The sequence below is a fragment of the Paraburkholderia sp. GAS41 genome, from assembly GCF_050436545.1.
Lineage (GTDB): Bacteria > Pseudomonadota > Gammaproteobacteria > Burkholderiales > Burkholderiaceae > Paraburkholderia.
Window position 1 is genome coordinate 140,663 of the sequence record NZ_JBNDMK010000017.1, and the last position, 24,338, is coordinate 165,000.

At 62.5% G+C, this 24,338-nt stretch carries 20 protein-coding genes; 5 read left to right on the forward strand and 15 right to left on the reverse strand.

Features of this window, described 5'->3' with window-relative positions:
* Positions 1 to 233 precede the first annotated feature (233 nt).
* Genes P3T43_RS22680 through P3T43_RS22690 form a run of 3 tightly spaced genes read right to left on the reverse strand, consistent with a single transcriptional unit; the run spans position 234 to position 2,197 of the window.
* On the reverse strand, positions 234 to 1,346 hold the full coding sequence (locus P3T43_RS22680) for an alkene reductase (RefSeq protein WP_429283275.1): 1,113 nt from the start codon (positions 1,344 to 1,346) through the stop codon (positions 234 to 236).
* Between the two features lie 48 nt (positions 1,347 to 1,394).
* Positions 1,395 to 1,562, reverse strand: a complete 168-nt coding sequence (locus tag P3T43_RS22685; RefSeq protein WP_429283276.1) for a hypothetical protein — start codon at positions 1,560 to 1,562, stop codon at positions 1,395 to 1,397.
* A complete protein-coding gene (locus P3T43_RS22690; protein ID WP_429283277.1) occupies positions 1,559 to 2,197 on the reverse strand; it encodes a glutathione S-transferase family protein in 639 nt (212 codons plus the stop codon). The genes P3T43_RS22685 and P3T43_RS22690 overlap by 4 nt, the downstream gene beginning before the upstream one ends.
* Before the next feature lie 310 nt (positions 2,198 to 2,507).
* On the opposite strand from P3T43_RS22690, the gene P3T43_RS22695 reads away from it, so the two are divergent.
* Positions 2,508 to 3,302 (forward strand): LysR family transcriptional regulator, encoded by a 795-nt coding sequence (locus tag P3T43_RS22695; RefSeq protein WP_429283278.1) that lies wholly within the window; start codon positions 2,508 to 2,510, stop codon positions 3,300 to 3,302.
* Here P3T43_RS22695 and P3T43_RS22700 read toward each other — a convergent pair.
* From P3T43_RS22700 to P3T43_RS22715, 4 genes are all read right to left on the reverse strand, one after another.
* Positions 3,279 to 3,995 (reverse strand): SDR family oxidoreductase, encoded by a 717-nt coding sequence (locus tag P3T43_RS22700; RefSeq protein WP_429283279.1) that lies wholly within the window; start codon positions 3,993 to 3,995, stop codon positions 3,279 to 3,281. The two genes, P3T43_RS22695 and P3T43_RS22700, sit on opposite strands and share 24 nt — an antisense overlap.
* A 73-nt stretch (positions 3,996 to 4,068) precedes the next feature.
* On the reverse strand, positions 4,069 to 4,740 hold the full coding sequence (locus P3T43_RS22705) for a peroxiredoxin-like family protein (protein ID WP_429283280.1): 672 nt from the start codon (positions 4,738 to 4,740) through the stop codon (positions 4,069 to 4,071).
* A gap of 40 nt (positions 4,741 to 4,780) precedes the next feature.
* On the reverse strand, positions 4,781 to 5,356 hold the full coding sequence (locus P3T43_RS22710) for a carboxymuconolactone decarboxylase family protein (RefSeq protein ID WP_429283281.1): 576 nt from the start codon (positions 5,354 to 5,356) through the stop codon (positions 4,781 to 4,783).
* A 516-nt stretch (positions 5,357 to 5,872) separates the two neighbouring features.
* Positions 5,873 to 7,294 (reverse strand): NAD(P)-binding protein, encoded by a 1,422-nt coding sequence (locus P3T43_RS22715; protein WP_429283282.1) that lies wholly within the window; start codon positions 7,292 to 7,294, stop codon positions 5,873 to 5,875.
* Positions 7,295 to 8,064: 770 nt separating this feature from the next.
* Between P3T43_RS22715 and P3T43_RS22720 the strand changes: the two genes are divergently transcribed.
* Entirely contained in the window at positions 8,065 to 8,391 is a 327-nt protein-coding gene (locus tag P3T43_RS22720; RefSeq protein ID WP_429283283.1) for a low molecular weight protein tyrosine phosphatase family protein, read from the forward strand.
* 672 nt (positions 8,392 to 9,063) lie between these two features.
* On the opposite strand, the gene lipA is transcribed toward P3T43_RS22720, so the two are convergent.
* The 5 genes from lipA to P3T43_RS22745 all read right to left on the reverse strand — a co-directional run bounded on the left by lipA (position 9,064) and on the right by P3T43_RS22745 (position 14,348).
* Positions 9,064 to 10,047 carry a lipoyl synthase gene (lipA, locus tag P3T43_RS22725; RefSeq protein ID WP_429283284.1) on the reverse strand — a complete coding sequence of 328 codons (984 nt, stop codon included), beginning with the start codon at positions 10,045 to 10,047 and terminating at the stop codon, positions 9,064 to 9,066.
* A 1-nt stretch (position 10,048) separates the two neighbouring features.
* Positions 10,049 to 11,161, reverse strand: coding sequence for an acetoin dehydrogenase dihydrolipoyllysine-residue acetyltransferase subunit (locus tag P3T43_RS22730; RefSeq protein ID WP_429283285.1), 1,113 nt, complete (start codon positions 11,159 to 11,161; stop codon positions 10,049 to 10,051).
* Between the two features lie 3 nt (positions 11,162 to 11,164).
* Positions 11,165 to 12,169: an alpha-ketoacid dehydrogenase subunit beta gene (locus tag P3T43_RS22735; RefSeq protein WP_429283286.1), complete on the reverse strand. Its 1,005-nt coding sequence runs from the start codon at positions 12,167 to 12,169 to the stop codon at positions 11,165 to 11,167.
* A gap of 91 nt (positions 12,170 to 12,260) precedes the next feature.
* Positions 12,261 to 13,244, reverse strand: a complete 984-nt coding sequence (locus tag P3T43_RS22740) for a thiamine pyrophosphate-dependent dehydrogenase E1 component subunit alpha (RefSeq protein ID WP_429283287.1) — start codon at positions 13,242 to 13,244, stop codon at positions 12,261 to 12,263.
* A 39-nt stretch (positions 13,245 to 13,283) separates the two neighbouring features.
* Entirely contained in the window at positions 13,284 to 14,348 is a 1,065-nt protein-coding gene (locus P3T43_RS22745; RefSeq protein WP_429283288.1) for an ATP-NAD kinase family protein, read from the reverse strand.
* A gap of 433 nt (positions 14,349 to 14,781) precedes the next feature.
* Here P3T43_RS22745 and P3T43_RS22750 point away from each other — a divergent pair, with 433 nt between their 5' ends.
* Positions 14,782 to 16,758, forward strand: a complete 1,977-nt coding sequence (locus tag P3T43_RS22750; RefSeq protein WP_429283289.1) for a sigma-54-dependent Fis family transcriptional regulator — start codon at positions 14,782 to 14,784, stop codon at positions 16,756 to 16,758.
* Positions 16,759 to 16,785: 27 nt separating this feature from the next.
* On the opposite strand, the gene P3T43_RS22755 is transcribed toward P3T43_RS22750, so the two are convergent.
* The 3 genes from P3T43_RS22755 to P3T43_RS22765 all read right to left on the reverse strand — a co-directional run bounded on the left by P3T43_RS22755 (position 16,786) and on the right by P3T43_RS22765 (position 21,830).
* Entirely contained in the window at positions 16,786 to 18,162 is a 1,377-nt protein-coding gene (locus tag P3T43_RS22755) for an amino acid permease (RefSeq protein WP_429283290.1), read from the reverse strand.
* A gap of 137 nt (positions 18,163 to 18,299) precedes the next feature.
* Entirely contained in the window at positions 18,300 to 20,024 is a 1,725-nt protein-coding gene (poxB, locus tag P3T43_RS22760) for a ubiquinone-dependent pyruvate dehydrogenase (RefSeq protein WP_429283291.1), read from the reverse strand.
* Positions 20,025 to 20,402: 378 nt separating this feature from the next.
* Complete coding sequence (locus P3T43_RS22765; protein ID WP_429283292.1) at positions 20,403 to 21,830, reverse strand: PLP-dependent aminotransferase family protein; 1,428 nt, start codon at positions 21,828 to 21,830, stop codon at positions 20,403 to 20,405.
* A gap of 204 nt (positions 21,831 to 22,034) precedes the next feature.
* Here P3T43_RS22765 and P3T43_RS22770 point away from each other — a divergent pair, with 204 nt between their 5' ends.
* Together P3T43_RS22770 and P3T43_RS22775 are read left to right on the forward strand one after the other, a co-directional pair.
* Positions 22,035 to 23,174, forward strand: a complete 1,140-nt coding sequence (locus P3T43_RS22770) for a mandelate racemase/muconate lactonizing enzyme family protein (RefSeq protein ID WP_429283293.1) — start codon at positions 22,035 to 22,037, stop codon at positions 23,172 to 23,174.
* A 52-nt stretch (positions 23,175 to 23,226) separates the two neighbouring features.
* Positions 23,227 to 24,267, forward strand: a complete 1,041-nt coding sequence (locus P3T43_RS22775) for an ABC transporter substrate-binding protein (RefSeq protein ID WP_429283294.1) — start codon at positions 23,227 to 23,229, stop codon at positions 24,265 to 24,267.
* The last annotated feature ends 71 nt before the right edge of the window (positions 24,268 to 24,338 follow it).

The window sequence follows — 24,338 nt, forward strand, 5'->3', positions numbered from 1 at the left end:
CGCCTGGATGGCCTTGACCGTCCGTTTCAAGCTGTATTTGAGAAGTCTGCGCGAGTTCGTCGAGGAGCAGCGGGTCGCGTGCTGCCGATCACTGGTAGACAGAGTGCGGCCAGGAGCAGTCGCTCGACCACTTCGAACATCGGACGTTCAAATGGCCGCTTTGCACCGAAGACGCGCCGGTGGCCCCGTCTACCATTTCCGGCGCGCGCCCGACCGGTGACCCACGCGCTCTGTTACGCCGTGGTCGCAGAATCGCGTGCGTAGTCGGTATAACCTCGCGAATCGCCACCGTAGAACGTCGAGCGGTCGTACGGTGTAAGGGGACTCCGGTTGCGCAGACGGTGCGGTAAATCCGGATTGGAAATGAACATCCGTCCGAAAGCGACCATATCAGCGTGGCCATCGGCAATGATCTGTTCCGCACTGTCTCCCGTAAACCCGCCGGCCGCGATGACGGTCCCCCGATAGATGCGTCTGATGTCCTTCGACATCACGTCGCCCTCCTGGGTTGCCTGCTCGACGATGCCGCGAATGCGGGGTTCGATGACATGCAGGTACGCCAGTTCATAGTCGTTGAGACGGCGCGCTACATAGCCAAACGTGGCGTGCGGATCGCTGTCTGACATCGTTCCGTACGTTCCGCTCGGCGACAGACGAAGCGCCACGTGACCCGGTCCCCACACGGACACGACGGCGTCGAGCGTGTCAAACAGAAAGCGCGCGCGGTTCTCGATCTCGCCGCCATACCAGTCTGTACGCTGGTTGGTTCCGTCCAGCAGAAACTGCTCGAACAGGTATCCATTCGCGCCATGCAGTTCCACACCGTCGAAGCCAGCCTGTTTTGCAAGCTCGGCACCACGGCGGAACTGCTGGACAATGACCGCGATCTCGTCAATCTCCAGTACGCGCGGCACGACCAGTTCCGCTTCGACGACGTTTCCGTTCCCGTCGCGGATCGCCGCATGTTCGAGTGATCGCAACGCCGACGGTGCTACTGGCATCAGCCCGCCCGTGTTGGCCGGATGCGCCTGACGCCCCGCATGCCACATTTGCAGGAAGATGCGGGCGCCCTTCGCATGCACGGCCTCGGTCACGCGCTTCCATCCTCGCATCTGTTCTTCGTTAAAGATCCCCGGTGCGTCGACATAAGCAATGCCGAGCGGCGAGACGGCGGTTGCATCGCTGATCAAGAGACCACCACTCGACGCTCGCTGCATGTAGTAGTCCACCATCAGATCGCCCGGGACGTTGCCATGTTCGGTGCGCATACGCGTGAGCGGGGCGAGCACGACGCGGTGATCGAGTTCGAAAGGTCCGACATTGATACTGCTGAAGAGTTTGTCCATTTTGTTCACGTAGGCGTTGATTCGAGGTTGGCAAATGCTGCGCGATATCTAGACCATGCCGAAGCCTATGACGCGGGCAAGCTCCGCGCTCACCGCGGCGCCAAATAACGGCACGGATCGTTGCATCGATGTCGGACGGCTCATAACGATCCCCACTGCGATCGAAAGAGTGGCGAACGCAATCAACAAACGGGATTTCGACACGGTATTTTTCACGCTGCCTGCCTGTCTTCGGCGAGCGATTCGATTCTTGCGATTGCCCGTCCGACCGCCGGGCGATTCGATACTGCGTCGTACCAGCGCTGCACGTTCGGCACATCGTCCAGTGTCAGATCCGGAAACGTCCGGCGCCAGATCCAGCCGAAATGGGCGATGTCAGCGATGGAGAAGTCTTCGCCCGCGACGAAGGTCCGCGTAGAAAGCACAGCGTCGAGCAATCCGAGCTGGCGACGGGCCTCCTGCGCGAAGCGGTCCAGCGCGTGCTCCGACGAGCCGGCTGGTGCGGAGCGCAGAAAATATCCCGCCTGGCCGAATGCCGGACTGAGGCCGGATGCATGTACAAACAGCTGCTCGAAGGTACGCGCGCGCGTGAGCGGCTCCTGCGCCAGCAACGCGCCGTGACGCTCCGCGAGATGGACGAGGATCGCGGCCGACTCGCTCAGCGTGAAGCTACGTTCATCGTCGCGAAGCACCGGCACCTTGGCGTTCTGATTCAAGGCGACGAAATCGGCGCGCTTTTGCTCCCCCTTCCGGACGTTCACCGCGTGCAGTTCGTATTGCAAGCCAAGTTCTTCGAGCGCAATCGGCACCTTGACGGAATTCGGCGTGGAAAATGCGTAGACCTGATACATGGATTTGACTCCTGAAACCTTGAATGGGATGACGTGACTTTCGGCGATTGGCGTCTGTCCCGGAAGCACTGTCGCGGCGATAGAAGCTATTCCGCTCAGGCATGAGCACACCTTGGGGTCGGTCGCGCGGTGCCATCCCGACGCTGACGGAGACTGTGGCAAGGCACGCTGTCGCCGCGCGGCGGTCAGAGCATCTGGCTGCGGTAGAGTTGCGCGGTCGTCGGCGTGCGACGCGATATCGCTCGCGCTCAGCGGGACTGGCCCTCCCTTTTTTTTCAATACCTTTTTCCACTACCGAGACACCGCCCGCATGGATCGCCTGGCCGCAATGGAAACCTTCACCGCCGTCGTAGAGGCTGGCTCGTTCTCGGCTGCGGCGCGTCGGCTTCAGATTGGACAGCCCGCCGTATCGAAATCGATCGCGCAACTGGAAGAGCATCTGAACGCCCGGCTCCTCTTGCGCTCAACTCGTGGCCTGACGCCCACCGATGCTGGCCAGCGGTTCTATGAACATGCGTGCCTGGCGATCGAAGAAGCCGATCGCGCGGAACATTCGGTGCGTGAGTCGTCGGAGGGACTGGTCGGGAGGCTACGCGTGGGCGCCGCCGTGACCTTCGCGAGGCTGCATGTCATCCCAGCGCTTGGGGCGTTCCTCGAGCAGCATCCGGACCTCGACGTGGAGATCGTCATGGACGACCGTCCGATCGATCTGCTTGAGGAAGGCGTCGACGTCGCGTTGCGCATGGGCCGACTCGACGACTCCGCGATGACGGCGCGTCGTGTCGCAAGCGGAAAACGGATGGTTGTCGGCACGAAGGCGTACTTCGCGCGACATGGGGTGCCGCGTTCGCCCGCCGAACTCAGCCAGCATCGGGCGATCGTTCACGCGATGCGCAGCGGTGGAGACTCATGGGCTTTCGGACACGCGGACGGCTCCGTGCAGGCGGCGCTCACGGATTGGACGCTGCCGGGCGTCGATGTATGGGCTGTCTTTCCTTCCGGGCGTATGGCAACGACGAAAGCGCGCGCCTTTGTCGCCTTCGTCGAAAGCCTGTTTGCCAGACCGACCGACAGCTTGCCTTCAGATTCCGGCCTTGCCGACTGAGGCGCCGCCGTCGACAAAGAGCGTCTGCCCGGTGATGAAACCCGCATCATCGGAAAGCAGGAACGCGATTGCGGCGGCGATCTCTTCCGGCTTTCCGAAGCGCCCCATGGGCACCCCGGACAGATAGCGCTGTTCGCCTTCGCTTCCGGGAGGGTTGTTGGCGCGAAACAACTCCGTTTCGGTCGGACCCGGTGCCACCGAATTCACCGTGACGCCTGTCTTGGCGAGTTCCAGCGCCCATGTACGGGCGAAGCTAACGAGCGCGGCCTTTGCAGCGGCATAAGCCGTGCGTTGCGTGATGCCCAGAATGGTGAGGCTGGAGATATTGACGATGCGCCCCCAGCCGCGCTCGCGCATGCCGGGCAAAAATGCTTGCGCTGTCTGGATGGCCGGATGAAGATTCACGGAGAAGACTTCGTCGAGCACATCGAGATCGACCGCTTCAACACGTTGCGGCCGAACCAGTCCGACGTTGTTGATGATGCCGTCGACGCGACGGCGTTGCGCCAACTCGCGCAATGCTGCGTCGGTTGCGCCGCGATCGCCGAGGTCCAGCGTGACGAGTTCGCCAGGAAACGCCGCGTGCGAACGAGCGATGCCGATGACCTGATGCCCTGCCGCGACGAGCCGCTCGCTGAGCGCGAGACCGATGCCTTTGGTGGCGCCCGTCACCAGAAAAGTACGCTTTGTCATGATGGTCAGTGGGTGTGAATAAAATGAGGGAAAAGAAAAGCCGCCCGAAGGCGGCGACGGCTTGTGCGCCCGCTTAAACCTTTGCGTTCGCACGCTCTAGGACAGGGAACATATCGACCGGATCCGGACGATACGTGTAGTCGGGATTCACCTCCGAATACAGCACGATGCCATCCTGGCCAATCACGTAGCGCGCGGGCATCGGCAATGTCCATGACGGAACACCGTTGAACGCGGGCAGATCGTTCTTCAGGGCCTTGTAAAGATCGACCAGATAGTCAGGCAGCGCGAAGCGCAGGCCGAACGCTGCGCCAACCTCGCCGTTCGTGTCGCTCAACACGGGAAAGCCGAGCTTGTTATCACGCACAGACTTGCGGCTGTTCACAGCGGTCTGCGGCGAAATGGCCACAGCGCTCGCGCCGTATCCTTCGATCTGCGGCAGCGCTTCGTTGATCGCCTGCAGTTCGATGTTGCAGTACGGACACCATACGCCGCGATAGAACGTGATGACCAGCGGTCCGCGCCGTAGCAGCTCCGTCGACGACACTTCATTGCCGTCCTGATCCTTGAGCGTGAAACTGGGTGCGCGGTCGCCGGCCTTGATTGCGCGAGCCGCCTGTCCGCTTGCGATCAGCTCGGCGGTGGCGCGCTCCATGATCGGGTGAATCTCAGGCGGTGCGTAGAACGGCGGCTTGCCGCCCTTGAAGTCCGCCTTGAACGCGTCGAGTTTGTCTTGCAATGACATGATCTTCTCCTGTATCGGGTGATTGAGTTCGAACCTGCGCTCAGACGCTGGCCGCAACAGCCGTCTGGGGCTTGGTCCACTCGTTGCCCTTCATGAAGGCGTCGTAAGGCGTATGCACGATGTGGTTCGTGTAGTTGCTCATCACCTTTGTCGCCACGCCGAGAATCACCTCGAACACATTGCGGCGCGTATAGCCGGCGGCGAGGAAAGCGTCGACTTCAGCGTCGGTCGCAAAACCGCGTTCACGCACGACGATCGTCGTGAAGCGATGCAGCGCTTCGAGCTTCACATCAGGCAGCGCAGTGCCGGCGCGCAGGGCATCGATCACAGCCGGGTCCATCTTGATCATCTTCGCGAGCGTGCTGTGGCCGGCCATGCAGTAGTGGCAGTCGTTCTCGAAGTTCGAGGTGAGGTAGACGACCTGCTGTTCGTGCGGTGTCAGCGTGCTTTTGGAGAACAGGTCCCACAGCGCGGAGTAACCGGCCAGCAGTTCCGGCGATTCAGCCATATACGCCTGCAGGTTGGGGACGAAGCCAAAGGCGCGCTTCGTGCCTTCGAGACTGGCCTTCGAAGCGGCCGGTGCATTATCGATCGTGTAGGTTTGGAAGTTAATCATCGTTTTGCTCCTGTTGGTTGACGATGAGCAAATGATGAAGGTCGGCGTCCGCTCGAAGAAGGCAGGCGCCGTTGATAACAGTCATTCCTGGCAGGCATAAAGCGCGGGCACGGATGCAAACGGATCGGGAGATGTCGAAGGTCCCCACGCCGAGACGGATTGCATGAAGCGTGGTAACTGCTTTCGATCAGTCAACCTGTGGACGGGACCGACCGCTCCAAGTTTGAAAGCGGCCACACAACTTGCGGGGGAACCACTGGCTGCTCAGGGTCGGTACGGTAGTTCGACACCCGGCCGAAATCCGCGATGACCGGACCGGCTGTACTTCCGGGTACGGCAATGAAGAGATGTTGGCGCAGGTCGCATGTCGGCCATCTGGACGTCGGCTCCGCTCAGTTACCTGACGCAGACGTGGCAATGACACAAATCTCATCATCGGCCAACCCGATCAGCCGCCGCTCTTCGCCCTTACGCCATGAGCGATCTTGAACAGCCCGAAGCGATCCAAGCCACGTTTCAATTTGCGTGTCTGATGCCCCCTGCCTGAGCGGCGCTCGTCCTCAGTAGCTGCGCGAGATTGCCCACTGCCGCCGCCCCGAAGCGCTTGATGCGTTCACGAGCTTCCACGACGTTCGGGGCATCGCGGTAGTGCGCGAGCCCACTGAACGGATTGAGCCGTGTTTCCTTTGCCCAGTTGGCAAGTGCCGGGTAGGCGGCCCGGGCCCGTTCGTTCGCAAGAGTCGCAAGGAACGCGGACAAGTAGTCCGTGTTCGCGTCCCAGTAAGCGATGGGCGGGCAGAGATGGTTCTTCTCCTCGTCGCTCTGTACAGTGGCCTCGATTACGCCCAGCATCGCGAACTGGTAACACACGAATCCCCAAAGGAATGGCTGGACGGTCACTCGTCCAGTCTCGAAGATCGGGCGCAGAGGTGGTCGCGACAGCCCTCTCGACGCGCAGTGGACATGCACCGTCCCCTCGTTCGTCGACACGGGGCCCTCGTCCAGGACAATCTCTCCACGCCCGATGCTGCGCACGTGGCCGAGGCGAACGACGTCCTCGATCCGGCGCAGAAGCTCCAACTCGGCCTCGCTGATCACCGCACCGCGAAACATGGTGGGAGTGAGGCCGGGATCGATGCGAAGGAAGAACGCTTCCGCTTCGAGGCGGGCAAAGAGATCCTGGATCGACGTCGCCTGTGCCATCGCCTCGAGCTGGATCGCCATGCCGCGATAAGAGTCTGGGAGCAGCGCTTGCGGCTGCTGGAACCTGCGGTTCACCCACCATGCCTCTCGTGGTTTGATCCAGCGGATGGACGAAGCGGGCACGGCCTGTTCCAGCAGCCATACACAGGTGTCGAGGGCCGTCTTGCCTGCACCGATGACGACGAAGCGCTCAGGCCGCTCCGTGATACGCGTGATCTCGCCTGCGGGCACGCAGCGAACGCCATTGGCTACTTCGAAGGGGGGAGCGCTCGTCGCGGGAACGGTGCCTTCGATATACGTGGTGTCGACGACCTTGCGCCGCACACGCACTTTCCATGACTTTTGCGCGAGCCGGGACACAAAGCGGTTTCCTCCCAGGTAATCGCTGCCCGGAAAGTAGTGGACGCGCCCGCTGGGCAAAAAACGGCGATGCATGACTTGCGCGAAGTAGGCCCGGATCTCGTCTGCCCCGGCGAGTTCGTAGTAGCCCCCATTCGTCCCGGCCACGTCTAGCGCGTCCTGCCCGAGCGGCACCGAGCTGACCCCGTAGAAGGCGGAGGGCTGATGGAGACGGACGTAGGGATAGGCGTCGATCCAGTGTCCGCCGGGAGCATGGCGGCGATCGACTATGGTGACCGTGGCGTCGGAATGCGTGAGCAGCGCGTCGGTAAACGCCATCCCGGCGGCCCCGGCACCGACCACGAGATAGTCCGTTTCGTATTCTTCACTTGCCATTTCGCGCTCCTCTAACCAAGTCCGCGCCCTGACACCGGACGCGCCTCGACTCGTACGCTCAGGGCGCTCCACCGGTGCTCTCCTGGTCGTCAGGAATGGACTCAGAATCAAATTCTACGACTGAGTAGACAACTTGCACCCCGTCTTTTTCGCATGCCGAAAACCCGGAATGTCGGTGCTACCGTATGAGCGGGCACGGCCTGGCACGTAAGACTGATTCGGGTTGAGGCTGTGTGCAAACGCAAGTCGATCGCTCCAGTCGAAAAACGCACCCCTTCAGATCGCCCCGATGCGGCCGGCAAGCGTCATTCGCTTGTCTGGCCAATGCGCCGGTCAGACGCCGGTTCGCCTCTGGAAGCGGTCGTTGCGGTGTCGCGAATCCGAAAGGCGGTTCCGGGTCGCGTGGTGCCGATGGCTTCTAGGTGGGCGGTCGCAGCGAACGCTCGTAGCCGCCGGTGCGTACGCTCAGGTCGAAAAAAAGCCGACCGGGTTAGGGTCGGCTGAAGATTCTGGCTATTCCGAGGGCCGTGCCAGAACCTGAGAGAGCCACATTATGCCGCACTATGCCGCAAATTGGCACAGCAAAACCTGTATGCTGCCGGCAGGGAATGTGCGCCGACACATCAGCGGAAGTCACTCATGCCAAACAGCCGCTGGTCGGCCTCCCGGCCAACTTCGGTCCTTCAGCAGTGTCAGACGAATGACCGGTTGTCCGCCGATAGCGGTCGTGTCCGCTAACATACGACGAACGTCACATCCCCGGGGCCATATTGAATCGAGCGCTTTTCGTTTGCAGCCGTAATCGGCTTCGAAGTCCAACTGCAGAAGCGGTGTTCGCTGCTTGGCCAGGAGTCGAGACCGATTCTGCAGGACTCGCACCGGACGCAGAGACCGTCCTGTCAGCAGAGCAAATAGAGTGGGCGCAGGTGATCTTTGTCATGGAACGCGCGCACAAGACCAAGCTTTCGAAGGGGTTTTCGTCCCAGATTAGGGGTAAAAAGATCGTGTGCCTCGATATACCAGACCGGTACGAATTTATGCAACCCGAACTCGTTACGGTGCTGAAAAAGAAAGTCGAACGGTTCCTGCGGTCGTAAGGCAAGTCTATTGACGATCGCACTTGTCTCAAGAAAGTCAGATCGAGTGACCCACCAAATTTTGAAGACGCACACCTCGCCTCGGCGACGGATAAATGTCTTTCGCGCCGATCGAAGCGCACGTTCCAAGGTTTCAATGACCGATCACGTCGCGATAGCGACCGGTGGCACCCGCGTGTCGAGAGTCCGCTCCGGGTCGGGAGTGTGAGTTCGCCGATGTAGGAAGCTGCCGTTCGGCTGCTTGATGCCGCCACAGTCAGCAATCGAACACATTGCTGACGTAGAACCCAGCTCGCATCAATGGCGGCTCCGGCCGACAACTTGCCAGCCGGGAGACCGCGCGAATGGCCGTTCCATCTTGCAACCCTCCATAGCCCTTGCACTAGATCGAAAGGTGGTTATGGGTCGAACTCGTCCGACTGCAGTATGCCCAGTTCGCCGATAGGCCTTCTCTCGCTCTTTCTCGCAAACGCCTACGCCCGGTGGTATTTTTGGTGCTATCCATACCAGTAAAATTCCTCAAACCCGCACCAGCAAAGCGATAGCAGGAATTTTTCCATTCCGGCCCTGCACCAGCAATTCGTCTCGCAAAGCTTTACCGCCAACCCTGCAAGCGCTTCGTGCCTGTGGGGTTTGTCGTTTCTGAGCGTCACCTCGGCCAACCTCACCCCTTCACGCAAGCGCTCCCCTCGCTGCGTCAGCCACCTGATCCGCGTGATACGACGATCGCACCAGCGGCCCCGCCACGACTTCGCGAAATCCCATCTTGAGCGCCGTTTCGCGCAATGCCGCGAACTGTCCCGGTTCCACATACCGGCGCACCGGCATGTGAAAGCGCGACGGCGCGAGGTACTGTCCAATCGTGACGACATCGACCTGATGCACACGCAAGTCGTGCAGCGTCCCGATCAACTCCTGATCCGACTCCCCAAGCCCGACCATCAAGCCCGACTTCGTCAGCACCGCCTCGTTCGCCTGCTTCATGCGCAAAAGCAGTTCCAGCGAGCCGCGATAATCCGCACCCGCCCGCGCCGCCCGATAAAGCGACGGCACTGTTTCGATGTTGTGATTGAACACATCCGGCCACGCCTGTGACAGCGCGAGCAAGGCCCGCTCCATCCGGCCACGAAAATCCGGCGTCAGCACTTCGACACGGATCCCCGGCACGTGCTCGCGCAACGCTTCGATACAGCGCGCGAAATGCCCCGCGCCGCCATCGCGCAGATCATCGCGATCCACCGAAGTCACGACGACATAGCGCAAACCGAGCGCCGCCACCGCTTCGGCGAGCCGCTGTGGCTCGCGCTCGTCGAGCGGCTCCGGGCGGCCGTGCGCGACGTCGCAGAAAGCACAACGGCGCGTGCAGATGCCGCCCATGATCATGAACGTCGCGGTGCGCTGGGCAAAACATTCGCCGATATTCGGACACATCGCCTCCTCACACACCGAATGCAGGCGGTGTTCGCGCAGGATCGCCGCCATCCCGGCGACCGTCTCGCTCATCATCGGCCGGGCGTGCAGCCAGGGCGGTTTCGGTAAGACCTCACTGCTCGTGAGCGGGACGACCTTCACCGGAATCCGCGCAAGTTTGTCGCCACTGCGCTTGCCGTGCTGGCCAAGCGCAGTGACGCCCGCGTCGTGCAGGGCGGCGTCCATCTCAGCGCCCGACAAAGTCGTTGAGCAGGCGATTCACCTCCGCGGCCGCTTCCATCTGCACCATATGCCCCTTGCCTGCGAGCACATGCACGCGGATATCGCCCGGCAATCCCTGCGCGTGCGAAGCCGGAATGATCTGATCCTGATCCCCCCAGATCACCAGGATGCGAGGTGCGAGCCCCGTAAGCCGCTCACGATAGCCCGCACGCTGCACGTCACCTTCGAAGGCGGCCGCGGAAATCTTGCGCAACGCATCCTGCACGCCTTCGAGCCGCTTGTACTTGACGATATCCTCCACGAGTTGACGCGTGACGAGCGTAGGATCGGCAAAGAGCTTCGTCAGTTGCGGCTTGAGCGCGTTGCGATTGCTGCCCTCTGCAAATCCGCTGATGTAGGCGCCGTTGATTTCCTTGCCGAGGCCCGCAGCGGAAATCAAGGAGAGCGAAGCAACCCGCGCGGGTGCCTGGTCCGCCACCGTCATCGCCACCAGTGCGCCCATCGAATGGCCGATGAGATCCGCGCGCTCGATGCCCTGATTGTCCATGAAGGCGATCACGGCGTCCGCGAGTTCTTTCGGACTGCCGCTATCCACGGCTTTGCCCGACTCGCCATGGCCCGGCAAATCCAGCGCCCACACGGCTCGATGCGCGGCAAGATCGGCGTGATTGAACAGCCAGTTGTTCAGATCGCCGCCGAAGCCGTGAATCAGCAGCGCGGGTGTGCCGCCTTCGCCCAGTTTCAGATACCGCACAGTGCGTCCACCAATCTGGACTTTCTGCGGCTGCGGGCCACTTTCGCCCGCTTCCGCGCTGGCCGGCACGAAGTCGCGCTGAAACGCTTCCACGTCGGCATCGATCTGCGCGTCGGGCGTTTCAGCGTCTGCCACCACCGCGACCAATGCGCCCACCGGCAAGGTCTCGCCTTCCTGCGCGATCTGCCGCCGCAAGATGCCATCGAACGCACACTCGACGCCGGACGAAATCTTGTCCGTCTCCACATCGAGTATTTCGTCGCCCTTGGCGACCTTGTCGCCGATCGCCTTGAGCCAGCCGTTCACATGCCCCTGCTCCATCGACAGGCCCCACTTGGGCATCGTAATCATATGAATCGGCATCGCTCACCCTCTCACTTTCAGCACGGCGTCGGCAATCTGCTGGGCCGACGGGATGTACAGATCTTCAAGCACGCCGGCAAACGGCGCGGGTGTATGCGGCGCCGTCACCATTTCAATCGGCGCCTTCAGCGAATGGAACGCGCGTTGTGCGACCAGCGCGGAGATGTCGGTGGCAATCGAGCAGCGCGGATTGGCTTCGTCCACCACCACGACGCGCCCGGTCCGCTCCGCGCTCTCGAGGATCGTCTCCTCGTCGAGCGGCGAGGTGGTGCGCAAGTCGATGACCTCCACCTGAATGCCGTCCTTGGCGAGCTTCTCTGCGGCTTCGGTGGCGTAATGCACCATCCGGCCATATGTGACGATCGTCACGTCGTCGCCTTCGCGCACGACATTCGATTCGCCGAACGGAATTGCATACGACTCCTCAGGCACGTCGCCTTCGCGGCCATACAGCAGCTTGTGCTCGCAGAAAATCACCGGGTCGTTGTCGCGGATCGCCTGAATCAGCAGGCCTTTCGCGTCATAAGGCGTGGATGGACACACCACCTTCAGACCCGGGATATGCGTGAACAGCGAGGTCAACATTTGCGAGTGTTGCGCAGCCGCGCGCAAACCGGCGCCCTGCATCGCACGAATCACGACCGGCGTGACTGCCTTGCCGCCGAACATATAGCGGAATTTCGCGGCCTGATTGAAGATCTGGTCGAAACACACGCCCATGAAATCGATGAACATCAACTCCGCCACCGGCCGCATCCCGCATGCCGCCGCGCCCACTGCCGCGCCGATATAGCCGCCCTCGGAAAGCGGTGTATCGAGCACACGGCCCGGATACTTGTGAAACAGGCCCTTCGTCACACCAAGTACGCCGCCCCAAGCGTCCTGCTCGCCGGGCGAGCCTGCGCCGCCCGCGTTGTCCTCGCCCATTACGATGACGGTTTCGTCGCGGGCCATTTCCTGACTCAGCGCTTCGTTGATTGCCTGAGAGAAGGTGATTTTGCGTGCCATGTCTGTCTCCTGTCGATCAGGGTTGGCGCGTGAGCGCTGACTCTGATCCCATGAAAATAACTGCGAGAATCGATTAGGTCTGCGACGGATGTCACGGGTACGACACGTACACGTCGCTCAACAGATCCTCGGTGGTGGGCAACGGCGCGGCCTTGGCTTCGCTCACGGCTGAATCGATCAAGGCTTTCACTTCCGCGTCGACGCCACGCAACTGATCCTTGTCCAGCATCTCCGCGCGCACCACCCGCTCTTCGAAACGTTTCAGGCAATCTTTCTCGTCACGCAGTTTCTGTACTTCACCCGGCGCGCGATAGGTTTGCGCATCGCCTTCGAAATGGCCGAAATACCGCGAGAATTTCACTTCGACGAGCGTCGGCCCGCCGCCTTGACGAGCCCGCTCGATCGCTTCGCCGAGCGCTTCATGCACCGCGAAGAAATCGAAACCGTCGACGATCACGCCCGGCATGCCGAAGCCGCTCGCGCGATCGGCGATGTTGTCGGTCGCCACCGACCATGTCGACGAAGTCGCCTCGGCATAGCCGTTGTTTTCCGCGACGAAAATCGCCGGTAAACGCCAGACCGAGGCCAGGTTCAACGACTCGAAAATCACCCCCTGATTCGACGCGCCGTCGCCGAAGAAACACACGCCCACGCCGCCCGATTTCTTGTACTTGGCCGCGAGCGCCGCACCGCAGATCAACGGGCCACCCGCGCCGACGATACCGTTCGCGCCGAGCATGCCCTTCGACAGATCCGCAATGTGCATCGAGCCGCCTTTGCCGTGGCACACGCCGGTCTTGCGGCCGTAGATTTCGGCCATCATGCCGCGCACGTCGACGCCCTTTGCGATGCAATGGCCGTGTCCCCGGTGCGTGGTGGCCACATAGTCCGCATCGTTCAGATGCAGCATGGTGCCCACCGCCGACGCTTCTTCGCCCGCGTAGAGATGCACGAAACCGGGTATTTCGCCAGTTGCGAACTCCACGTGCAGACGCTCCTCGAACTCGCGGATCGTACGCATCATGCGATACGCGTTCAGCAGTTCGTCCTTGCTCAAATCCGTTGCAACCGACATGGTGTGTCTCCTTGAAATGAATGCCCTGCCTCTACGCCACTACGTTTGCTGCATGACCACGTGTGCCACTTCACGAACCAGTTGCCGCGACGCCGCGTAACGCAGCGTGCGTTCGACGTCGACGGTGAGTGGGCCGTCCCAGTCGAGTAAGATTTCGTATCGATCGCCACGCTCCAGTTCGATTTCGCGTTCACCGTCGAATGCGAGCGTGCCGTGTTCGGCCTCGAGCGGGGTCCAGCCGCCCACTTCGAAACGCTCGCAGGTGCGCATGAGCACCCGCTCGACGCGGCCCGGTGCAATGGGTGCGACCAGCGGCACGCCCGACTCGCCGGGGCGTGCAAAACGCAGATGCAGGCCATGCGAAGCCGTACGCTCGACCGGCGCCCACGCGCCGCCGATCGACGACAGGCCGATGCCGTCGGGCGACGCGAAGGTGAGAAAGAGCGACTCGATATCGCACGGCTCGGAGATCGCCCGCGCGCCGACGAAGCGTTGCCGGGTCACGCAGACATCCACCAGCGCAATCTCGACCCGGCCGCGATTGCGGCCATCGACACAGCGCACCACGAGACGCTTGTTGCGCGTGAAGGCCACATCGGGCGGCACGGCACCGGAGGCGGCCAGCGCGCCGGCGAGCCCCGCGACGGTCGCCTCGCGCAAGTCGGGAAAGGCGTTGTTGGTACCGGTCGATAACGTCAGCAACGGCACCCGCCCACAGTGCGCGGCGACCGCGCGGTGCGTGCCGTCGCCGCCAAGGACTGCGATCAGTTCCACACCGGCCCGCAGCATCGCGGCAACGCCTGCGTGCGTGTCGGCGGCGCTATCGGTGATCGGCTGCTCGATGAAATCGACTGCTGGCCAACGCTGCTGGGTGCCCACCACCGCGTGTGTTTCGATGGCGCGCAACAACAGCGCCGCGACGCCGGTGCGGTCGCGCAAGGTCAGCACGCGGTCCACGCCGAGCGCACCGAGTCCCGCCAGCAGGCGCGCCACCATGTTGGCCTTCTCCGAGGTCGGGAACACGGATGCGTAACTGGTGAGGCGCCGGATGTCGCGTCCCGACGCCGGATTCGCGACGACGCCAACGGTGAAAGGCGATGGCACTGTGTTTGTCTCCTGAGATCAGGGTTCACGCCTGGACGCGTTTGTCGTGCGGGAGACACTGCAAGGGGTGTGCCAAAGTTTCGGAGTCAGCACGATGTCCGGCGAAAGTGCCTTGTTTAAAGGGTGTTTCTGCTGAACAGCGTGGTGGTGACTATCGGCAAAGGTGCAAAAGCGAAGGCAAATGAACCGCGTCGCGTCGCGCAACATGTCTCACGTGGCCCGCGTCTCGCGTCCGAGGCGAGACAGCCGCGCCGGTCAATGTCGCGCTGAACCTTATGGCGCCTGCATTGCGGCGCCTGGCAACAGCGTCTCATGCAATCGTGAGACGACCGTCTCACGTGTCTCGCATGCTGCATTGCAGTGTGATTCACGCAGCGGGATGTGCTACAAGATCAGCCTGAACCGACTGTGTGTCGCTCGACCGGAGCCGACCATGCCATACGTTTCGCAAACCCAGCATATCGAGCGCGTGCGCGGCGCGATCGAAGGACGCTTGCCCGCACCCGCCGATTCCGCGCGGCTCGTCTCATCGTGGCAGCGCTCGTTCGAACAATACCGGCTCGATCCGGGCGCGGTGATCGGGCCCCGCGTTCTGACCTCGGCGGAATTGCGCGAGATCCAAGGTAAGGAAGAAACCTTCCTGCGCACCTCGGGACAATGTTTGACGCAACTGCACGACATGATTCGCGTGGCCGACTATTGCGTCCTGCTGACGGACGCGCACGGCGTCACGATCGACTACCGGATCGACCGCGAGCGCCGCAGCGATTTCAAGCACGCGGGCCTGTATATCGGCTCATGCTGGTCCGAACGCGAAGAAGGCACCTGCGGCGTTGCAAACGTACTGACCGATCTCGCGCCTATCACCGTACATAAGACCGACCACTTCCGCGCGGCCTTTACGACGTTGACCTGCAGCGCGGCGCCGATTTTTGCGCCCACCGGCGAGATAATCGGCGTGCTCGACGCCTCCGCGGTGCGCTCGCCAGATAACCGCGACAGTCAACGCCTCGTGTTTCAACTGGTGCGGCAAAGCGCGGGGCTGATCGAAGACGGCTATTTCCTCAATCAAACCACGCAGCACTGGATTCTGTTCGGGCATGCAAGCCGCAACTTCGTCGAAGCGCAACCGGAAGTGCTGATCGCTTTCGACGAATGCGGCAACCTGGTGGCGGCAAATCGCAAAGCGCGCGAATGCATTCCGGCCTTGAACGGTCCGCGTCATATCGACGATATCTTCGACACCGCCGATCTCGATCTGCACGACGCCGCACGCAGCGACGGCATTGTCTGTTTGCGTCTGCGGGCCACCGGTTCGACGCTCCATGCGCGGATTCGCGCGCCGCTCAAACGTCCGTTGCGCATCTCGACTCGCGTGGCTGCCGTCTCCGGCGCGAACAGTGCGTCACATCATGGCGCTCATGCCGCTCTTCAGGTCGGCGCGTTGAGCCGGTTTCTGGGCAGCGCGGATGCCCGCATCGCCCACAACGCGTCGGTCGCGCTGCGTCTGATCGGCAAGCGGCTGCCGATTCTGATTCTCGGTGAGACCGGTGTCGGCAAGGAAGTCTTCGCCCGCGCCGTGCACGATTCAGGCGCGCGGCGCGCGCGGCCTTTCATCGCGGTGAATTGCGGTGCGATTCCGGAATCGCTGATCGAAAGCGAACTGTTCGGCTACGCACCCGGCGCCTTCACCGGCGCGCGCAGTCGCGGCGCGCGCGGCAAGATTGCCCAGGCGCATACCGGCACGCTGTTTCTCGACGAAATCGGCGATATGCCGCTCAATCTGCAGACGCGCCTGCTACGCGTGCTGGCTGAGGGCGAGGTGATGCCGCTCGGCGGCGATGCGCCGGTGCGGGTCGATATCGACGTGATTTGCGCGACTCACCGCGATCTCGCGCAGATGGTCGCAGAAGGATCGTTTCGCGAGGACCTGTACTACCGCTTGAGCGGCGCCTGCTTACCGATGCCGCCCTTGCGCGAACGCGCGGATGTGCGCGACGTCATTGCAGCCGTGTTCGACGAAGAAGCGCAAATGGCCGGCCACGTTTTGACGCTCGACCCGCGCCTCGCCGAGCGTCTCGCAAGCTTCGCATGGCCCGGCAATATCCGGCAGTTACGCAATGTGTTGCGTTATGCGTGTGCGCTTTGCGATTCGTCGCGGGTCGACATGCGTCACGTCGCGCCGGACGTTGCGGCGCTGCTCGATCCTGAGGCGGTGGGCAAGCCGCCGTTGACCATGACGATCCCAGCGCGCGAGTACGACGCTCGCGACGAACGTACGCGCATTGTCGAAGCGCTCACGCATCATCAATGGCGGCCCAACGCGGCGGCGCAGGCCTTGGGCATGTCGCGGGCGACCCTGTACCGGCGGATCGCGAAACTGGACATCGTGGGACCGCATCGTCGTTGATGCGTTCTCCGACGCGATTGACGAACCCTAGCGCGTGGCGTGAAGCGCCGCCCCTGCCCGCCGCCGCTTCACCGTATAGCCGCCCCACATTACCAGCAGCCAGATCGGCACCAGCCACGCCGACGCGGACAAGCCTGGCGTCAAGGCGAGAATCACGAGGATCATCGCCATGAACGCGAGACAGATCCAGTTGCTGACCGGAAACCAGAACGACCGGAACACCAGCGTCTCGCCGGCCTGCACCATGGCCCTGCGCGACTTCAGATGCGTCAGGCTGATGAGTGACCAGTTCAGCACCAGCGCCGCCACCACCAGCGCCATCAGCACGCCGAGCGCTTCGGACGGAATCAGGTAATTGACGATCACGCAGGTAAAGGTAGCGAGTGCCGACAGGCCGATCGCCAGATACGGCACGCCCCGGCGATCCACCTTCATCAGCGCGCGCGGCGCGTTGCCCTGCTCGGCGAGCCCGTACAGCATGCGGCTATTCGCGTACACGCCGCTGTTGTAGACCGACAGCGCCGCCGTCAACACCACGACGTTGAGGACGTTCGCCGTCAGGGTCGAACCGATCTGCGAGAAGATCATCACGAACGGGCTGCCGCCGGCGGCCACCTGATTCCACGGATACAGCGACAGCAGCACCACCAGCGAAAGAATGTAGAACAGCAAAATCCGGTAGATCACCTGATTCACCGCCTTAGGAATGCTCTTGCGCGGCTCGTCCGCCTCAGCCGCCGTGATGCCGATCAGTTCGAGACCGCCGAACGAAAACATGATGACGGCAAGCATCATGAAGAGACCATGGAAACCATGCGGGAAGAAGCCGCCGTTTGCCCACAGGTTGGTAATCGACGCCTGCGGGCCGCCATGGCCGCTGATCAGCAGGTAGCCGCCGAACAGGATCATGCCGATCACCGCCACCACCTTGATGATCGCAAACCAGAATTCGGTCTCGCCGTAGGCCTTCACGTTGGCCAGATTGATCGCATTGATGCCCACGAAACACACCAGCGCTGAGACCCAGGCGGGAACCGCCGGCCACCAGAAATGCACATACGTCCCCACTGCCGTCAACTCGGCCATACTGACCAGCACGTACAGCACCCAGTAATTCCAGCCCGACAAAAAGCCCGGAAAATCGCCCCAGTACTTGTAGGCGAAGTGGCTGAACGAGCCGGCCACGGGTTCTTGCGCAACCATCTCGCCGAGTTGCCGCATGATCATGAAGGCGATGATGCCGCCGATTGCGTAGCCCAGAATCATCGACGGGCCGGCCGCCTGCAACACGCTGGCCGAGCCGAGGAACAAGCCCGTGCCGATCGCCCCGCCCAGCGCGATCAATTGAATGTGACGGTTTTTCAGCCCGCGCTTCAGGCCTTCTTGCTGCTGTGGACTATTCAAAATTACGCCCCGCTATAGGCATGTATAGGCATGTCGATCACCCAGACAAACGGATGATTTGCGCTGGAAAAGCCCAATATTTTACTGTGTTCCGATACGAGCCACGCCCTCCGCGAAACCGTTGACGGCACACCCGGCTAGCGCAGATTCGTATTCGCCAGTTCCACCACCTCGTCGCCGCGCCCGTTCAGGACGGCGCGCAACATGTACAGGCTGAAGCCCTTCGCCTGGGCCCACTGGATCTTCGGCGGCAGCGCCAGTTCATGCTTGGCCGTCACCACATCGATCAGCGCCGGCCCCGGATGCGCAAAGGCATCGCGCAACGCATCGCCGATCGATTCGGAATCCTCTACACGCACACTGTAGATTCCGGCGGCCTGCGCGATGGCTGCAAAATCGGTCGGGCTGAGGTCGGTGCCGGTGTCGAGATAGCCGCCCGCCTTCATCTCCATCGCGACAAAACCGAGCGAACTGTTGTTGTAGACCACCACCTTGATCGGCAGATCGAGTTGACGTGCGGTCAGCAGATCCCCGAGCAGCATGGACAGGCCGCCGTCGCCCGACAGCGAGATCACCTGGCGGCCCGGTTGCGCCGCTTTCGCCCCCAGCGCCTGCGGCATGGCGTTGGCCATCGAACCGTGATTGAACGAACCGTGCAGGCTGCGCTTGCCGTTCATCGTCAGATAACGCGCGGCCCATAGCGTGGGCGTGCCGACGTCGACGGTGAAGATCGCATCTTCGTCGGCCACCTCATCGACGATACTCGTCAGATATTGCGGATGAATCGGCTTGCCGGGATCCGACGGCCGCGCAAGATCGTCGAGGGTGACGCGGGCCGCGAAGTAATGGGTACGCGCCCGCTCGATAAAGTCGCGGTCAGTCTTGCGAGTGAGCTTAGGCAACAGCGCCTGCAAGGTGGGCCTGATATCGCCAACCAACCCCAGCTTCAGCGGCGCGCGTTTTCCGAGCGCGCTGCCGCGGCGATCGATCTGCACGATATTGCCGTGCGATGGATAAAAGTTGCGATAGGGGAAATCGGTGCCGAGCATTACCAGCATGTCGGACGACATCATCGCGTAGTACCCCGAACTGAATCCGATCAGGCCGGTCATGCCGACGTCGTACGGGTTGTCCCACTCCACGTATTGTTTGCCGCGTAGCGCGTGGACGGTCGGTGCGCCGAGCGCGTCGGCGAGGGCCACCACTTCGTCGTGTGCGCCCGCGCAACCGCTGCCGCACAGCAGCGTGACGCCTTCGGCCTCGTTCAGCAGATCGGCGAGTCTGTCGATATCAGCCGCGGCGGGTAGCAGCGTGGCGGGCTCCGGCGTGGCCGCCCATCCTTGCACTTCGTCGGGCGCCTCGGCGAGTGCAACGTCGCCCGGCAACACGATCACGGCGACGCCTTGCTGAACGATCGCCGTGTGCATGGCGGTGGCCAGTACGCGTGGGAACTGCGAGGGATTCGTCACGAGTTCGACGTAGTGACTGCACTCCTTGAAGAGTTCCTGCGGATGCGTTTCCTGGAAGTAGCCAAGGCCGATTTCCGATGACGGAATGTGCGCCGCGATGGCGAGCACCGGCTGATGATTGCGATGGCAGTCGTATAGACCGTTGATCAGGTGAAGATTGCCGGGGCCGCAACTGCCTGCGCAGACGGCGAGTTCGCCGGTGGTGGCGGCGTCCGCGCCAGCCGCGAAGGCGGCCACTTCCTCGTGGCGGGTGTGCATCCAGCGGATCGAGCCCAGCCGGTAGAGGCTGTCCGACAGGCCGTTCAGGCTGTCACCGGTCACGCCCCAGATTCGTTCGACTCCGGCTGCGTGAAGTGTTTTTGCCAGGTGGTCTGCGATGGTCTGGGTGCTCATTGTCCGCTCCGCGAGGGGTCAAGGTGCTGGGTTTGGGTATTGTCGTCCAGGTTTGGGGTTGAGTGCCTGCGGTGGCTTGGGTTTTAGTTCGGTTTTTTTGTTTTTGTTGGCCTTTCCTTGCTTTGTTATGGGTCTATTTGCGTTGCCCCTGTGCGGGGCGGCACCTGCTTTTCTTTGCCGCCGCAAAGAAAAGTAGGCAAAAGAAAGCGGGCTCACACCGCTAGCTCGCAGTGAGCCCTCTCTGTTCGGAGCCGGGAACGGCCCAAGACGAGGCGCGTCCTCGCACCTTCCCCGCTCGTGACAAAGGGCTCATTCACCCCACTCCGCACGCCGTGTGTCGCGGACGGGTTTACTCGGGAAAGCCGGGTGCCTGGCGCCTCACGGCGCGTATGACGACGCCATGCCGCTCTCCAGGCCGTGATCCAGCGTCGTGCGGATCATCGACAAACCGCGCGCCAACGCCTCGCGCGAGGGTGCGCCGGTCATGCAGACGCGAATCGCATGCGGCGCCGCATTGCGGCCAATCACGAAACTATCCGCCGTCTTCACCAGCACGCCCTCCTGACGCAGCGCCGCCGCGAATTCCGCCGCGCGCCACGGTTCCGGCAGCGGCAACCACAAGTGCGCGCTGGTCGCGGCCGCCCGGTACGACACGCCCCTGAGCACCTCGTTTGCTACCTCGTGCTGCGTCTCGATGTGCGCACGCTGCAAGCCGTTCAATCGCTCCATCTCGCCGTTCTCGATCCAGCGCGAAACCACCTCGGCCATCAACGGGGCAGTCATCCAGCAATCGCTGCGAATCACCGCGGCAATCTTCGAACACCACGCGGCCGGCGCCTGCAGGTAGCCGACGCGCAATCCCGGCGCGACTGATTTCGACAGGCCCGCAATCAGAAACGATTGATCCGGTAGACGTGTCGCCAGCGGCTCGGGCGGCGCCTCCAGCAGCATGGCTGGGACCAGATCCTCGATCAGCAAGACGCTGTGGCGCTGCAATATCTCGGCGACGGCGTCGCGCCGCTCGCTCGACATGGTCGCCGTGGTCGGATTGTGGATAGTCGGCACGCAGAAGATGGCGCGCGGATGCAGCGACTTGCACGCCAATTCGAGCGCAGCAGGCACCAGACCCTCGGCATCGATTTCAACGCCCACCAGATGCAGCCGCAACTGCCGCGCGAGCGCAATGATGCCCGGATAGCTCACCACCTCGGCCAGCACGGTATCCCCCGGCCGTGCAACCGCGCGCAGCACCGACGCCAGCGCGTGCTGCGCACCCTGCGTCACCAGCACCCGCGACGCGCTCGCCGGACTGCCGGCGCGCCCGAGCCACGCCGCGCCCGCGAGGCGATGCCGCATCGAGCCCGCTTCCGGCGCGTATTGCAGCAATTCGGCGGCAAGCCGTTCGTCGCTGCCGATCTCCTGCAGCGTGGCGCACAGCGCAGCGGCCTCGCCGGTCGACTGGGGCACGTTCTGGCCCAGATCGATCAGCGCCGGCGGCTGCGGCATGCCCGGACGCACCATGCCATGCACCCCGCCGGGCGACATCTCGCGCGCCCGTGCCTGTGCCACATACGTGCCGTCGCCGACCCGCGCGTTCGCCAACCCCTGGCGTTCCAGCTCGGCATACGCGCGGCTGATGGTGCCAGTGGTCACGTGCAATTCGTTGGCAAGCGAGCGGTGCGGCGGCAGTTTCTCGCCTGCTGGCAGTTGGCCGTTGAGGATGGCCTGCGCAAATGCTCGCGCTATAACCTGGTATTTGGGATCGCTGCCCGCTTCAATTCGGGGCAGCCACGCGTTCATCGCCATGATGCGACGGTCTCCTTCTCGGCGGCATTGCTATGCCATGGGTGTCATTAACATGATACGCATTCAATCTCACCACATTGCATGCAGTCATTTATTTTAATTGAAGCGATTGAGTTGCTCGGTTGGCCTCCATAGCATGGCGTCATTCCTAAATTCAAGATGCCGCCTCGATGCGGCACTGCGTCATCCACTTTGGAGCGCTTGATGAGCCGTGAGACACCTCGTATCAGCCGGATTGAAATTACGCACCACCAGCTCGAACTCGACCCGCCGTTCCCGGCGTCGTGGGATAGCCAGCCGCGCCGTAAATTCCCCGCCACCATCGTGCGCGTCTATGACGACGCGGGCCACGTCGGAATTGGCTCCGGCGACGCCATGTACGGCTTCGCCGACTACCAGCACCTGTTCGTCGGCACTGATCCGCTCGACCTCGCGCGCCATAGCGCCGTCCTCGATAACATCGGCTTTCACGCAGGCCGTCCGTGGCCGCTCGATATCGCCCTGTGGGATCTGGCCGGCAAGATTCGTGGCGAGCCCTGCTGGAAGATGGTGGGCGGACGCAGCAACCGGATTCGCGCCTACGCCTCGAGCGGCGTGCATCGGCACCCGGATGACATGGCGAAAATGGCGCTGCACATTGCTGCACGCGGCTTCCCGGCGCTGAAAATCCGCTTTGGCCGCCCAAGTCTCGCCGACGATTTCAACGCGCTCGCCGCCGTGCGCGACGCAGTGGGTGACCGTCTCGAACTGATGGTGGACTGCAATCAGGGCTGGCGCATGCCATGGGACACCGCCACGCCGTGGTCGGTGAGCGAAGCGCTCGAAGTCGCCCGTGAACTCGAAAAACAGCACGTCTACTGGATGGAAGAACCGCTGCATCGCGGCGACTACGACGGCTACGCCGCGTTGCGCCGTGCCACGACGCTGCGCATCGCCGGTGGCGAAATGACCCGCGAGCGCTATGAATTCGATGAATTGCTCGGACGCGACTGCTTCGACGTGTTCCAGCCCGACGTGGCCTGTTCGCTCGGCATGGAAGGCCTGCGCAAGCTCGCGCAAGCGGTCGAAGCGCGCGGCAAGGTGTTCACGCCGCATACGTGGGGCAACGGCATCGGCCTCGCAGCCAATCTGCATCTGACGGCCGGCGCTGCTTCGGCGCCCTTTATCGAGTTTCCTTACGATCCGCCGGAATGGTCGATCGAGCGCCGCGATTTCATGCTGACGCAACCGATCGATGTCGACCACGAAGGCTGGCTCACGCTCTCCGACGCACCCGGCCTCGGCCTCACGCTCGACGAAGACGTGCTGGCCGCGACCCAAAGCTCACGCAGTACTTACGCCTGACAATTGACGCCTCGCACGAGGCCCACCCGAACGCCCATAACGGAGACAGACAATGCAGATCAAACCCTGGATGCGCGCGGCCTGTGTAGCGCTTGCCGCCAGCGCCCTATTCCCGGCCGCCGCCCACGCCGGCACCTGGTGCTCGAGCGGCAAGCCGGTGCACTTTGCCGGCGTCACATGGGAAAGCGGTTCGTTCACCTCGGAAGTGCTGCGCTATATCGCCGAGAAAGGCTATGGCTGCAAGACCGATGAAATCCCCGGCAGCACCGCCGCCACCGAAACGGCACTGGCGCGCAATGACCTGCAGGTCTGGGGCGAACAATGGACGGGTCGCTCGGAGATCATCGCCAAGGGCGTCGCGGACGGCCAGGTCAAGCTGGTCGGCGATACGTTGCCGGGCGGCACCAACGAAGGCTGGTACGTGCCGGAGTACGTCATCAAGGGCGACCCGGCGCGCGGCATCAAGCCGATTGCACCGAACCTGACATCGGTTGCCGACTTGCCGAAGTACAAGGATCTCTTCGAAGACGACGAAGAACCGGGCAAGGGCCGCTTCCTCAACTGTCCGGCCGGCTGGGACTGCGAGCGTGTCAACACGCGTCTGCTGAAAGTGCTCAATCTCGACGACAGCTATACGAATTTCCGCCCGGGCACCGGCGCCGCGCTCGACGCAGCCATTTCGTCCGCCTATCAGCGTGGCAAGCCGATCCTGTTCTACTACTGGGAACCGGCAGCGCTGATGGCCAAGTACAAGTTCGTGCAACTGAAGATGCCGCCGTTCGACCAGAAATGCTGGGAGACGCTGCGGGCCGACAAGAGCACGTCGCAATGCGCGTCGTCGTATCTGGTGTCGCATCTGAAAGTCGGTGTCTCGACGCCCTTCTACCAGGCTGAGCCTGAAATGATGGCGGCCTTCGGGAAAGTCAGCTTTTCGATGGACTTCCTGAACAAGACCATCCTCGAAATGACCAGCAAGAAGATCGACGGTCAGACGATGGCCAAGCAGTTCCTCCACGATCATCCGGAAATGTGGAAGTCGTGGGTTTCGAACGACGTCGCCCAGAAAGTCCAGGCCTCGCTCGCGGGCGCCTGATCCGCGACGACGTCACGACGCTTTGTGCTGAACGGATGGCGTTTCACGCCGTCCGTTCAGGCGCATTGGAG

What these genes read in the sequence shown, in the direction of transcription:
- P3T43_RS22680 (WP_429283275.1), bottom strand. Translation starts at nt 1,346, where the DNA reads ATGGACAAACTCTTCAGCAGTATCAATGTCGGACCTTTCGAACTCGAT.
- P3T43_RS22690 (WP_429283277.1), bottom strand. Translation starts at nt 2,197, where the DNA reads ATGTATCAGGTCTACGCATTTTCCACGCCGAATTCCGTCAAGGTGCCG.
- P3T43_RS22695 (WP_429283278.1), top strand. Translation starts at nt 2,508, where the DNA reads ATGGATCGCCTGGCCGCAATGGAAACCTTCACCGCCGTCGTAGAGGCT.
- P3T43_RS22700 (WP_429283279.1), bottom strand. Translation starts at nt 3,995, where the DNA reads ATGACAAAGCGTACTTTTCTGGTGACGGGCGCCACCAAAGGCATCGGT.
- P3T43_RS22705 (WP_429283280.1), bottom strand. Translation starts at nt 4,740, where the DNA reads ATGTCATTGCAAGACAAACTCGACGCGTTCAAGGCGGACTTCAAGGGC.
- P3T43_RS22710 (WP_429283281.1), bottom strand. Translation starts at nt 5,356, where the DNA reads ATGATTAACTTCCAAACCTACACGATCGATAATGCACCGGCCGCTTCG.
- P3T43_RS22715 (WP_429283282.1), bottom strand. Translation starts at nt 7,294, where the DNA reads ATGGCAAGTGAAGAATACGAAACGGACTATCTCGTGGTCGGTGCCGGG.
- lipA (WP_429283284.1), bottom strand. Translation starts at nt 10,047, where the DNA reads ATGGACGCCGCCCTGCACGACGCGGGCGTCACTGCGCTTGGCCAGCAC.
- P3T43_RS22730 (WP_429283285.1), bottom strand. Translation starts at nt 11,161, where the DNA reads ATGCCGATTCATATGATTACGATGCCCAAGTGGGGCCTGTCGATGGAG.
- P3T43_RS22735 (WP_429283286.1), bottom strand. Translation starts at nt 12,169, where the DNA reads ATGGCACGCAAAATCACCTTCTCTCAGGCAATCAACGAAGCGCTGAGT.
- P3T43_RS22740 (WP_429283287.1), bottom strand. Translation starts at nt 13,244, where the DNA reads ATGTCGGTTGCAACGGATTTGAGCAAGGACGAACTGCTGAACGCGTAT.
- P3T43_RS22750 (WP_429283289.1), top strand. Translation starts at nt 14,782, where the DNA reads ATGCCATACGTTTCGCAAACCCAGCATATCGAGCGCGTGCGCGGCGCG.
- poxB (WP_429283291.1), bottom strand. Translation starts at nt 20,024, where the DNA reads ATGAGCACCCAGACCATCGCAGACCACCTGGCAAAAACACTTCACGCA.
- P3T43_RS22765 (WP_429283292.1), bottom strand. Translation starts at nt 21,830, where the DNA reads ATGGCGATGAACGCGTGGCTGCCCCGAATTGAAGCGGGCAGCGATCCC.
- P3T43_RS22770 (WP_429283293.1), top strand. Translation starts at nt 22,035, where the DNA reads ATGAGCCGTGAGACACCTCGTATCAGCCGGATTGAAATTACGCACCAC.
- P3T43_RS22775 (WP_429283294.1), top strand. Translation starts at nt 23,227, where the DNA reads ATGCAGATCAAACCCTGGATGCGCGCGGCCTGTGTAGCGCTTGCCGCC.